The sequence below is a fragment of the Giesbergeria sinuosa genome (assembly GCF_042652905.1).
GTDB lineage: Bacteria > Pseudomonadota > Gammaproteobacteria > Burkholderiales > Burkholderiaceae_C > Simplicispira > Simplicispira sinuosa.
Genome location: NZ_JBHSHJ010000011.1, coordinates 113,852 through 125,053, shown reverse-complemented (window position 1 = coordinate 125,053; position 11,202 = coordinate 113,852). Strand labels below are relative to the sequence as shown.

At 55.7% G+C, this 11,202-nt stretch carries 11 protein-coding genes and 1 riboswitch; of the genes, 3 read left to right on the top strand and 8 right to left on the bottom strand.

What is annotated here, in order from left to right:
- Positions 1–150: 150 nt before the first annotated feature.
- Complete coding sequence (locus ACFO6X_RS13060) at positions 151–1,380, bottom strand: nucleoside recognition domain-containing protein (RefSeq protein WP_382433745.1); 1,230 nt, start codon at positions 1,378–1,380, stop codon at positions 151–153.
- A gap of 19 nt (positions 1,381–1,399) precedes the next feature.
- Positions 1,400–3,700 (bottom strand): YgiQ family radical SAM protein, encoded by a 2,301-nt coding sequence (locus tag ACFO6X_RS13055; protein WP_382433743.1) that lies wholly within the window; start codon positions 3,698–3,700, stop codon positions 1,400–1,402.
- 138 nt (positions 3,701–3,838) lie between these two features.
- On the opposite strand from ACFO6X_RS13055, the gene ACFO6X_RS13050 reads away from it, so the two are divergent.
- The gene (locus ACFO6X_RS13050; RefSeq protein WP_382433741.1) at positions 3,839–4,258 is read left to right on the top strand and encodes a BLUF domain-containing protein; all 420 of its coding nucleotides are present in this window, start codon (positions 3,839–3,841) and stop codon (positions 4,256–4,258) included.
- Positions 4,259–4,334: 76 nt separating this feature from the next.
- Here the strand turns inward: ACFO6X_RS13050 and ACFO6X_RS13045 are convergent, their stop codons facing one another.
- The gene (locus tag ACFO6X_RS13045) at positions 4,335–4,778 is read right to left on the bottom strand and encodes a universal stress protein (RefSeq protein ID WP_382433739.1); all 444 of its coding nucleotides are present in this window, start codon (positions 4,776–4,778) and stop codon (positions 4,335–4,337) included.
- Positions 4,779–4,941: 163 nt separating this feature from the next.
- A riboswitch (yybP-ykoY riboswitch) is annotated at positions 4,942–5,119 on the top strand.
- Positions 5,120–5,122: 3 nt separating this feature from the next.
- Between ACFO6X_RS13045 and ACFO6X_RS13040 the strand changes: the two genes are divergently transcribed.
- Positions 5,123–5,695 (top strand): TMEM165/GDT1 family protein, encoded by a 573-nt coding sequence (locus tag ACFO6X_RS13040; protein WP_382433737.1) that lies wholly within the window; start codon positions 5,123–5,125, stop codon positions 5,693–5,695.
- Positions 5,696–5,720: 25 nt separating this feature from the next.
- Positions 5,721–6,992 (top strand): GGDEF domain-containing protein, encoded by a 1,272-nt coding sequence (locus ACFO6X_RS13035; RefSeq protein WP_382433735.1) that lies wholly within the window; start codon positions 5,721–5,723, stop codon positions 6,990–6,992.
- Here ACFO6X_RS13035 and ACFO6X_RS13030 read toward each other — a convergent pair.
- From ACFO6X_RS13030 to livH, 5 genes are read right to left on the bottom strand one after another with little or no spacing between them, the layout of a single operon-like run.
- Complete coding sequence (locus tag ACFO6X_RS13030) at positions 6,955–7,536, bottom strand: IMPACT family protein (RefSeq protein ID WP_382433733.1); 582 nt, start codon at positions 7,534–7,536, stop codon at positions 6,955–6,957. The genes ACFO6X_RS13035 and ACFO6X_RS13030 overlap by 38 nt on opposite strands.
- A 23-nt stretch (positions 7,537–7,559) precedes the next feature.
- On the bottom strand, positions 7,560–8,261 hold the full coding sequence (locus ACFO6X_RS13025; protein ID WP_382433753.1) for an ABC transporter ATP-binding protein: 702 nt from the start codon (positions 8,259–8,261) through the stop codon (positions 7,560–7,562).
- A gap of 8 nt (positions 8,262–8,269) precedes the next feature.
- Positions 8,270–9,037, bottom strand: a complete 768-nt coding sequence (gene livG / locus ACFO6X_RS13020; protein WP_382433731.1) for a high-affinity branched-chain amino acid ABC transporter ATP-binding protein LivG — start codon at positions 9,035–9,037, stop codon at positions 8,270–8,272.
- On the bottom strand, positions 9,034–10,263 hold the full coding sequence (locus ACFO6X_RS13015; protein WP_382433729.1) for a high-affinity branched-chain amino acid ABC transporter permease LivM: 1,230 nt from the start codon (positions 10,261–10,263) through the stop codon (positions 9,034–9,036). The genes livG and ACFO6X_RS13015 overlap by 4 nt, the downstream gene beginning before the upstream one ends.
- On the bottom strand, positions 10,263–11,189 hold the full coding sequence (gene livH / locus ACFO6X_RS13010; protein ID WP_382433727.1) for a high-affinity branched-chain amino acid ABC transporter permease LivH: 927 nt from the start codon (positions 11,187–11,189) through the stop codon (positions 10,263–10,265). Before livH ends, ACFO6X_RS13015 begins: the two co-directional genes overlap by 1 nt.
- Positions 11,190–11,202: the final 13 nt, after the last annotated feature.

Here is an 11,202-nt window from a genome sequence, read left to right as displayed (position 1 = left end):
GAAAACTTGAGAAATCTTTGCGACTACTGCTTAAACCGTGGGGAGTTCAAGTTGTTGCTGATGGGTTGGTTGTGTGAACAACTGGTCCTTATCGGCAGCAAGGGGCGCATTGTAGCACCAAATTTTGACAGGGCTAGATGCGCGCTGCATTTAGCCAAAAAACTGGTAGCACACTGCAATGGCAGCCACCACACCAGCCAATTCAGCCAAAAGAGCACAGGCGACTGCATGACGAGCGCGTTGTATGCCCACAGCACCAAAATACACCGCCAAGACATAAAAGGTGGTTTCAGTGCTGCCTTGAACAGTGGCCGCCGCCAAGGCGGCAAAGCTGTCAACGCCTTGGGTTTGCATGGTTTCAATCAGCATGGCACGGGCCGCACTGCCGGAGAAGGGCTTGACCAGTGCCGTTGGTAAGGCCTCGACAAACCGGGTATCTAAACCCAGCAGCTCAACCACCCAACGGATACTGTCCAATACATAGCCTAAAGCGCCTGATGCCCGAAATACGCCCACGGCACACAACATGCCTACCAAATACGGCAACAGACCCTTGGCTACCTCAAATCCTTCTTTGGCCCCATCAACGAATGCGTCATAGACCGGCACCTTACGCCAAGTGCCCACCACAACAAACAGCAAGATGAGCGTAAACAGCGTTAAATGACCTAGCAAGGATGATAGTTGGGCCAAAGCAGCACCACTAAGCGTAGTGAGAAAGGCCATGAAAGCGGCCAAAGTCAGGGCCACTGGTAAGAGATAAGCCAGCACCACTGGACTGAACAAAGGCAGGCGCTGGACTACAGCGACACTCAGTAGACCAACCAAGGTAGATGCTGAAGTAGCCAACAAAATGGGCACAAATACCATTGTGGGATCGGGTGCGCCCTGCTGCATCCGGTACATGAAGATGCTGACCGGCAACAAGGTGAGCGAGGAAGCATTGAGCACCAGAAACAGTATTTGTGCATTACTGGCGGTGTGGGGCTGGGGATTGAGTTCTTGCAAGGCACGCATGGCCTTCAGCCCCATCGGCGTGGCCGCATTGTCCAAACCCAAGGCATTGGCTGCGAAGTTAAGGGTGATCAGCCCCAACGCTGGATGACCACGCGGAACTTCGGGCATGAGGCGTGCAAACAGGGGTGCCAACCAATGGGCGAGGGTATCAACCAGCCCTGCCTTTTCGGCAATGCGCAAAAATCCTAGCCACAAAGTTAAAGTGCCAAACAACAGCACCATGACTTCGACCGAGAGTTTGGCCATGCCAAACAGTGCCTCGACCATTGAGGCAAAAATTTGCGCATTGCCAGCGAAGAGCCATTGGGCCAAAGCAGCCAAGGCGGCAGTTACAAAAAAGCCCAGCCACAGGGTATTAAGCATTTGTCAGTAGTGGCTGCTGTTAACGCCGCCCAGACTTACCCAAGAAGGGTTTACTGCCAGCTTTACCAGTCTCACGTGGGGGCAATCCGGTGTGTTGTGTGAGCACACGACCTTTGCTGGGTTTGACAGGCGTAGAGTTGGTACGCCGTGCGCTTTGGTAAGCCCCATCGGTGACGGGCTGGAAGGTGGGTATCAGATGGTGCTTGCCGTTGCCGATCAGGTCAGCCCGCCCCAAGGCTTTGAGTGCTTCGCGCAGCAAGGGCCAATTGTTGGGATCGTGGTAACGCAAAAAGGCTTTGTGCAAGCGGCGGCGTTTTTCGCCGCGCACAATGTCCACACGCTCGCTGCGCTCATCGCGGTGGATGCCTGCCAGCGGATTCAGGTTGGTGTGGTACATGGCGGTGGCGGTCGCCATCGGGCTGGGGTAGAAGGTTTGCACTTGGTCGGCACGAAAGCCGTTTTTCTTCAGCCAGAGAGCCAAGTGCATCATGTCTTCATCGCTGGTGCCAGGGTGGGCCGCAATGAAGTAGGGAATGAGGAATTGTTTTTTACCCGCTTCTTCGCTGAACTTGTCAAACATTTGCTTGAACTTGTCGTAGCTGCCAATGCCGGGCTTCATCATTTTGGACAGCGGGCCTTGCTCGGTGTGTTCGGGCGCAATTTTGAGGTAGCCGCCTACATGGTGTTGCACCAGCTCACGCACATATTCGGGCGATTTGACCGCCAAGTCATAGCGCAGGCCAGAACCAATCAGGATTTTTTTGATGCCCTTGAGCGCCCGTCCCCGGCGGTAAATTTGGATCAGTGGGTCGTGGTTGGTGGTGAGGTTTTGGCAGATGCCAGGATAAACACAACTGGGTTTGCGGCAAGCGGCCTCAATCTCGGGGCTTTTGCAGCCCAAGCGGTACATGTTAGCCGTGGGGCCACCCAAATCCGAAATAGTGCCGGTAAAGCCTTTGACCTTATCGCGGATTTCTTCAATCTCGTGGATGATGGAGTCTTCTGAACGGCTTTGGATGATGCGGCCTTCATGTTCGGTGATAGAGCAGAAGGTACAACCGCCAAAGCAGCCACGCATGATATTGACGCTCAGGCGAATCATCTCCCAAGCGGGGATTTTGGTGGCTCCGTCGTGGCTGCCATTTTCATCGGCATAGGTGGGGTGCGGGCTGCGCGCATAAGGTAGGCCAAACACCCAATCCATCTCTGCTGTGGTCAGTGGGATAGGCGGAGGGTTAATCCAAACATCACGCGCAGTGCTGCCTTCGCCATGCGCTTGCACCAAGGCACGGGCGTTGCCGGGGTTGGTTTCGAGGTGCAGCACGCGATTGGCGTGGGCATATAGCACCGGGTCGGCTTTGACCTGTTCGTAACTGGGCAGACGAATGACGGTGCGGTTGCGCGGAGGCAACTTGTGTTTGCCTGCCAGCGCCGGGTTAGGTGCAAAGTGAATGGGCTGCTCAGTGGGCGCTGGTGCGGTGGCATTGCCCTCTTCTTGGCTGCAACTGCTGCCTTGGGCTGCGGCTTGTTCGCTGGTGGTTTGGTAAGGGTTGATGTGCGCCTCGACGGGGCCGGGCTGATCGACTTCGGTCGAGTCCAGCTCAAACCAACCTACTTCAGAGGCGCGGCGCACCAAAGCTGTGCCGCGCACGTCGGTGATATTTTCAACCGGCTCACGGGCAGCAATGCGATGGGCGACCTCCACCAAGGCGCGCTCAGCATTGCCGTAGAGCAGTAAATCGCATTTGGCATCGACCACGATGCTGCGGCGCACCTTGTCGCTCCAGTAGTCGTAATGGGCGATGCGGCGCAAGCTGCCTTCAATACCACCCAAGATGATGGGCACCTCTTTATACGCTTCGCGGCAACGCTGGCTGTAGACGATGGCAGCACGGTCGGGGCGTTTGCCGCCCACATCGCCGGGGGTATAGGCATCGTCGGTGCGGATTTTGCGATCAGCCGTATAGCGGTTGATCATCGAATCCATATTGCCCGCCGTCACCCCCCAAAATAAATTGGGTTTGCCCAAAGTTTTGAAAGCCTCGGCGCTGTGCCAATCGGGTTGGGCAATGATGCCAACGCGAAAGCCCTGCGCCTCTAGCACTCGGCCAATCACGGCCATGCCAAAGCTGGGGTGATCAACATAGGCATCGCCCGTGACCAGCACGATGTCGCAGCTGTCCCAGCCGAGTTGCTCCATCTCGGCCCGACTCATGGGCAGGAACGGTGCCGTGCCAAAGCGCCTGGCCCAATAGGGGCGATAGCTGCTCAGAGGCTTGGCAGCGCGCGCAAAAAAGGAAACGTCAACCGGGGCGTTCATGCAAATGAGAGATGGGATGGGGGAGGAAGAGGCGAATTTTACGGTGCCCCCCTTGTCTGCGCTGGCTTGGGGCTACTGGCACCTGCGCTGACAATGCCGCAATAACGTGACACACTGCCGTTTTGATGGAATTTTGAGATGTTGATACAACTGACCTATGCCAGCCGCTGCGCCCACGCCCTTGGACCTGCAGACGTCAAAGATATTCTGGCAGCCTCGCAGCGCAACAACGCCCGCTTGGGCGTGACCGGGGCGCTGTGTCTGAACCACGGCATCTTCCTACAACAACTTGAAGGTGACCGCATGGTGGTCAATGCGTTGTACCACCAGATTTTGAGAGACCCACGCCACCGCGACACAGTGATCTTAGATTTGTCGGAGATTACCCATCGACAGTTTACGGGCTGGTCTATGGGGCTACTGCCCTCACTGGACACCAACCGTCAGCTGTTTCTGAAATACTCGGTCGGCAGCGAGTTTGACCCTTACAGTATGAGCACTGTGAGCTTGCGTAGCTTCTTTAGCGAGGTTTTACAAAACGTGCGCTGGTTGGAATGAAGCTACGCCCCCACGCCATACAAAAATAATGCCCCCGCAGCACAGAGCGCATCTGAACGAGGTGGGGGCCGGATATTCAGTGCAGTACAAAGACTGGCAACTTGCTCTGGGCAATCACTTTCTTGGTGTGAGAGCCGAACAGGAATTCACCCACTGGGCCGCGACCATGGGTCACCATGACGATCATGTCACAACCTGCTTTTTCGGCCTCTTCAATGATGGCGTGGTCTACACCATAAGCGGTGACAGAAAGACCCGAAAACTCGACCCCGGCAGCCTTGGCCCGCTCTTCAAACTGCCCTAACAGGGCATTGGCATGGGCAGCGTTCTTGGCCTCGTGGTTCTTGATGCGGTCAGCAAAGGTATCAGCGTTCTGGCTGGTAACGGCCAAAGGCACATCTGGCTCCACCACAAAGCCAGTAATACGGGCGCCGAGCTGGGCAGCTAAGGCAATGCTGCCATCCATGGCACGGTGAGAAAGTTCAGAGCCGTCCACGGGCACAAAGAGATGCTGGTACATGTAGGGGAGTCTCCTCATAAAGGAATGAGCTTAGCGCATGGCATTAGGGGGCTGTGGTGTGGAAATTACGCACATGCCCGCACTGGTATGTGCCACCTCAGTGGCAACCGACAGTATGGCAAACATGCGGCAAAAAATGAGCCAACAGGCGCTTACAATTGCCCCTGTACCCGTCATTGGGGAGTAGCCGACCTGTTTCTCTGTACAGGGGTTTGCGTCAACACACTTGTCCCACAGGACATGGCGTAAGCAGCTTCCAGCCTGGCAAGACCTTTGACTGCACAGCCTCCGGACGGGCCGGGGTTGCTGTGCAGTCTTGTTCTGCTTCCGGCCCTGGAGTTGTTATGGAATCCTTCTTTATCTCTACAGGTGTAGTGGCCTTGGGCGAAATGGGCGACAAAACCCAGTTGCTAGCCGTCTTGCTGGCCGCCAAATTTCGTAAGCCCTGGCCCATTATTTTGGGCATTTTGGTTGCCACGTTAGCCAACCATGCCCTGGCCGGGGCCGTGGGTCAATGGGTAGCCAGCTTACTGGGGCCAGAACTGTTGCGCTGGGTAATTGGCGTGTCTTTTTTGGGCATGGCTGGTTGGATGCTGATTCCCGACAAAGTAGATGATGATGCAGCCGACAATAAGGTGCTGCTGGGCGTTTTTGGCACCACCGTGCTGGCTTTCTTCTTGGCTGAAATGGGCGACAAGACCCAGATCGCCACTGTGGCTTTGTCCGCCAAGTATCCTGACTTTGTCGCTGTGGTAGCTGGCACCACTTTTGGCATGATGCTGGCCAATGTGCCTGCGGTGTATTTGGGCAATAAGGTGGCCGAACGCATACCGATGAAGCTGGTACATGGCATCGCGGCTGCTATTTTTGCGGTGCTGGGGCTACTCACCTTGTTCAATGTAGGTAATCTCTGGTAGGCCGGAATGCCCTGAAGGAGCGCGTTTGAGTATTGGCACCTCGTTTTTGCTGATCATCTTAGCCAGTGTGGTGCTGGCGATGGCGTTGGCCGTTGTATCGTACCGCCGTACCAATGTGCTACACACATGGGCAGGTGCGTTGGTAGCCCATGCTGGGGCCTATATCTTGTTTGCCTTGCGTGGCCAGATCAGCGATGTGTTGTCGATTGTGCTGGCCAATACCTTGTTGGCCATCACTTTTTCTCTGTTTGTCTTGGGTGTAGCGCGTTTCCAAGAATGCCGTTTGTCACCCCTGCGGCTGTGGTGGCCAGTGGCGGTGGTACCCCTGCTATTTACCTTATTGCTGCCTTACAGCACAGCCCGGATCGTGTCAGGGGCGGTGGTTTTTGGTGCGCAAACAGCACAGGCTGGCCTGATGTTATGGCAAAGACGCAAGCAAACACCGGGGCGGGGCCAATACATTTTGATGACGGGTTTCTTCTTGGTGATTTTCGTCTTTGGCTTGCGTGCAGTGAGCACCCTGACGGGCTATGTCACCATTAGCTCCATATTGGACAACAACCCAGTGCAATATGTCTCGTTTTTGATCGTGGTGGTTGGGCTGATGCTGCTGTCAATGGGGCTGGTGTTGATGGTGTATGAACGCCTAGAAACAGCCATGCTTGAAAGCCAAGCACTGTTGCAGCAACAAAATCAGGCGCTAGCGCAATATGCCATCGACTTACAACAGGCGAATCAGCAGCTTGAAACCTTGTCCATCACTGATGGCTTGACAGGGCTGTTTAATCGGCGCCATTTTGACCACCTCCTGACAATAGAATGGGCGCGTGCCGCTCGCCAAGGCAGTGCGTTCTCGGTGCTGATGATGGATGTGGATTGTTTCAAGAGCTTTAACGACCACTACGGCCACCAAACTGGGGATGTCTGTCTGGTACAAGTGGCCCAAGTGCTACAAGGTTTTAGCCGTCGTGCGGGTGATGTGGCAGCCCGCTATGGCGGCGAGGAATTTGTGTTGCTGCTAGCCAGTAGCACACAACCTACCGCAGCCGAGGATATGGCCGATACCTTACGACAAGCCGTACAAGCCTTGCACATCCCCCACGCCTCATCCCCTTGGGGTTGTGTCACCATCAGTGTGGGCGTAGCCTCGGTGGTGGCCGGGCCACACCTGAGTGCCGATGCGGTGTTAAAGCTGGCTGATGATGCGTTGTACGCAGCCAAAGCTGCTGGGCGCAATCGGGTATGCAGCGCGCCAACACTTACGGCCAGCCCGCACGGCCCTGCGATTGCTCATTGATATGGGCCACAAAAGCGGCTGCCTGTGTTTGTGGCAGGCGCAAATGCAACGTGACCAGCGAGGCGTGTTCGACCTGCAACAGCTCGGCCCCAGCGTGGTCAATCTCGCGCCGCAGCAAGCCTTCTAAGGCATAGGGCACTAGGCATTGCAGGGTTTGCATGCGTTGCAGTTGCACTTTGGGAGCCGTGAGCAAGGCTTGGGCAATGGTGTCGGTATAAGCACGCACCAAGCCTCCAGCTCCTAACTTCACGCCACCAAAATAACGCACCACCGTGGCCAACACCCCTTCGAGGTCTTGATGGCGCAACACATCCAACATAGGCCGCCCAGCCGTACCGCTAGGCTCACCATCGTCCACTGCTGCCGATTGACCGCCCGCCAACAAAGCCCAACAGATATGGGCCGCACCCGGATGTTGTTGCCACAAGGCATCTACATGGGCTTGGGCGCTAGCGCGGTCGCTCATCGGCTGCACACAACCGATAAAGCGACTTTTTTTGATGATCAGTTCGCTGTGTGCGGGGGCGGCCAAAGTTTGGGGCATGAGACGGCACAAAGGGTGGCAGTTTACGCGCCCAGATAGGCCTTGCGAATATCGCCGTTAGCCAACAAATTGGCCCCTGTGTCTTCCAGCACCACGCGGCCATTTTCGAGCACATAGCCCCGGTCGGCAATTTGCAACGCTTTGTTGGCATTTTGCTCGACCAAAAACACCGTGACACCCTCCTTACGGATGGTTTGGATGATCTCGAAAATCTGCGCAATGATGAGCGGGGCCAAGCCCAGCGTAGGCTCATCCAGCAGCAACAGGCGCGGTTTAGACATCAAAGCCCGCCCAATCGCCAGCATTTGTTGCTCACCCCCCGACATGGTGCCCGAACGCTGGTGCGCCCGCTCCCGCAGGCGCGGAAACAAGCCAAACACATGCTCGATACCCGCTTCAATCTCGGCGTTGTCGAGAAAGAAGCCGCCCATTTTCAGGTTCTCGGTTACGGTGAGGTCGGCAAATACACGCCGTCCTTCGGGCGAAATGGCAATACCCTTGCGCATAATCAAGTGGGGCGGTAGGTTGGTGATGTTCTCACCCTCAAACCAGACACTGCCGCTGCTGGCACGGGGGTTGCCGCACACCGTCATCAGCAAGGTCGTTTTGCCCGCCCCATTCGAGCCAATCAGCGAAACAATTTCCCCTTGGTTGACACGCAAACTGACATCGCTGGCAGCCCGAATGGCACCATAGTAGGTATTGATATCGCGCAATTCCAACATGGTTTGCATCATTCTTCTCCCAGATAGGCTTTAATGACCCGCGCATCGTTGCGAATCGCCTCAGGTGTGCCCAAGGCAATGGGTTTGCCATATTCCATCACCAGAATGCGCTCTGAAACCCCCATCACCAAACTCATATCATGCTCAATCAGCAATACCGTCACTTGGTGTTGGTCGCGCAATTGTTGGATTAAGCCTTGCAGGTCTTTTTTCTCTTGCGGATTCAAACCCGCCGCAGGCTCGTCTAACATCAATACACGCGGGCGTGTAATCATGCAGCGGGCAATTTCTAAACGGCGCTGGTGGCCATAGGCCAAATTACCAGCCTCGCGGTTGGCAAACTCGCGCAAACCCATATGGTCTAGCCACTGCACTGCTTGATCGATGGCTTCTTGCTCAGAGCGGCGATAAGCGGCGGTATTGAACAAGCCCGCCAAAAACCCAGCACGCACATGGCGGTGTTGGGCCACCAGCAGGTTTTCTAACACCGTCATGTTTTTGAAGAGGCGCACATTCTGGAAGGTACGCACCAACCCATGCGTTGCTACGGTGTGGCTCCCCAGCCCAGCAATGTCACGCCCTTCTAGCGCAATGCGTCCCGTGCTGGGTTTGTAAAAACCGCTGATGCAGTTGAACACCGTGGTTTTACCAGCCCCATTGGGGCCGATGATGGCAAAAATCTCGCCACTTTGCAGCGAAAACTCGACCCCATCCACGGCCAATAGGCCACCAAAGCGCATGGAGAGTTGGCTAATGTCTAACAAAGGGGTGCTCATGTCCGCACCTCGATATGGTGGCGTTGCATTGGCAGCAGCCCTTGGGGCCGCCAAACCATCATCAAAATCATGACCAAACCAAACATCAGCATACGGTATTCAGAAAATTCACGCGCCAGTTCAGGCAGCACGGTAATCAAAATGGCCGCAATAATCACCCCCAGTTGCGAACCCATGCCGCCCAGCACCACAATGGCCAAAATCAAGGCCGATTCGATAAAGGTGAAAGACTCTGGGTTGACAATGCCTTGGCGTGCCGCAAAGAAGGCACCACCAAAACCGGCAAACATAGCCCCCAGCGTAAAGGCCGAGAGTTTGATTTTCATCGGGTTTAGGCCCAACGAGCGGCAGGCAATTTCATCTTCACGCAGCGCCTCCCAAGCCCGACCAATGGGCATCCGAATCAGGCGGTTGGAAATCCACAGCGTCAATACCGCCAGCGCCAGCGCCATCAGGTACAAGAAAATCACCATGTGCAACGAATTGAACTCTAGCCCCAGCCATTGGTGGAAGGTGGTACCCCCTTCAACGCTGGGATTGCGGGCCAACTCCAAACCAAACACCGTGGGCTTAGGAATGCTGGAGATGCCATCCGGGCCGCCCGTCCAGTCGGTCAGGTTGACCAACAGCAGGCGAATGATTTCGCCAAAACCCAAGGTGACGATGGCTAAATAATCACCCCGCAAACGCAGCACCGGAAAGCCGAGCAAAAAGCCAAACAACGCCGAGGCTGCACCAGCCAGCGGCAGTGCCTCCCAGAAGCTCCAGCCCGCCCAATGGAACAGCAATCCATAGGTGTATGCGCCCACTGCATAAAAGCCGACAAAGCCCAGATCGAGCAGGCCTGCAAAGCCAACCACAATGTTCAGCCCCAAGCCCAACATGACATAAATCATGGCCAGCGTGGCAATGTCTACCGCATTGCGCCCAGCAAAGAAAGGCCAGCTTACGGCAATCAGCAAAGCCGCCAACACCAGCCCCATACGCTGGCTACCAGACACTGGTGGCAAAGTGGGCCAAGCAAGGTGCGATAGGCGTTTACCCAGCAGTGGGCGCAACATCTGCACCACAAACACCAAAGCGCAAGCCCAGAACACAAAACCCCACTGCGGCTGCACCACCGTGCGGCCTCCAGCACGCTCTAGGTGCAGGCCAAAAATCGGAATCACGACCAGTGCCGTGAGCACAGTAGCCATGAGCGCATGGCGAAGGTTAGAACGCAGCATCACACCTTCTCCACTTCTGGTTTGCCCAACAGGCCCGTGGGGCGGAACAGCAAAATCAGCACCAACAGGCCAAAGGCGACAATGTCTTTGTATTCAGACGAGATATAAGCGGCGGCAAAGGTTTCAGCCACCCCCAATAGCAAACCACCCAACATAGCACCCGGAATACTGCCAATACCTCCCAAGACGGCGGCGGTAAAGGCTTTGATGCCCACCAAAAAGCCAATAAACGGATTGAGCTTGCCCACGGCCAGTGCGATCAGCACCCCCCCCACCGCAGCGAGCATGGCTCCCAAAATAAAGGTGAAAGAAATCACACGATTGGTATCAATGCCCAGCAAATTAGCCATGTGCATATCTTGCGAGCAAGCGCGCGAAGCCCGGCCCATGCGTGAATGCTTGATATAGAGCGTCAAGGCAATCATCAAGGCCACGGCCACCACAATAATCAGCACGCGCGAGTAGGGGATATAAATCTCAAAGCCGCCCTCAGTACCAAAGCGCATGGCACCAGGGATGAGCGATGGCACCGCCATATCGCGTGCGCCTTGGCCCAAGGCCACCCAGTTTTGCAGAAAAATCGACATCCCGATGGCCGAAATCAGCGCCACCAATCGGGGGCCGTGGCGCACGGGCTTATAAGCCACCTGCTCCACCACAAAACCATAAACGCCCGTGAGCAATGCCGATACCAGCAACATGAGCCCAATCACCACCGCCACGGGTAAACCACTTTGCGTTCCAATGACCGACAAAGTGACCAGACCGGCATAAGCACCGATCATGTAAATTTCGCCATGCGCAAAGTTGATCATGCCGATGATGCCGTACACCATGGTGTAGCCAATGGCAATCAGCGCATAAATCGCACCCAGCGACAAGCCGTTGAACAGCTGTTGAATCAGCTGTGGCAAGAGTTCAGACATCCAAGGACATCCC

Coding starts and splice junctions, on each gene's coding strand:
- ACFO6X_RS13040 (WP_382433737.1), top strand. CDS start 5,123: ATGGAATCCTTCTTTATCTCTACAGGTGTAGTGGCCTTGGGCGAAATG.
- ACFO6X_RS13015 (WP_382433729.1), bottom strand. CDS start 10,263: ATGCTGCGTTCTAACCTTCGCCATGCGCTCATGGCTACTGTGCTCACG.
- ACFO6X_RS13030 (WP_382433733.1), bottom strand. CDS start 7,536: ATGCCCCAAACTTTGGCCGCCCCCGCACACAGCGAACTGATCATCAAA.
- livG (WP_382433731.1), bottom strand. CDS start 9,037: ATGAGCACCCCTTTGTTAGACATTAGCCAACTCTCCATGCGCTTTGGT.
- ACFO6X_RS13060 (WP_382433745.1), bottom strand. CDS start 1,380: ATGCTTAATACCCTGTGGCTGGGCTTTTTTGTAACTGCCGCCTTGGCT.
- ACFO6X_RS13025 (WP_382433753.1), bottom strand. CDS start 8,261: ATGTTGGAATTGCGCGATATCAATACCTACTATGGTGCCATTCGGGCT.
- ACFO6X_RS13055 (WP_382433743.1), bottom strand. CDS start 3,700: ATGAACGCCCCGGTTGACGTTTCCTTTTTTGCGCGCGCTGCCAAGCCT.
- livH (WP_382433727.1), bottom strand. CDS start 11,189: ATGTCTGAACTCTTGCCACAGCTGATTCAACAGCTGTTCAACGGCTTG.
- ACFO6X_RS13045 (WP_382433739.1), bottom strand. CDS start 4,778: ATGTACCAGCATCTCTTTGTGCCCGTGGACGGCTCTGAACTTTCTCAC.
- ACFO6X_RS13050 (WP_382433741.1), top strand. CDS start 3,839: ATGTTGATACAACTGACCTATGCCAGCCGCTGCGCCCACGCCCTTGGA.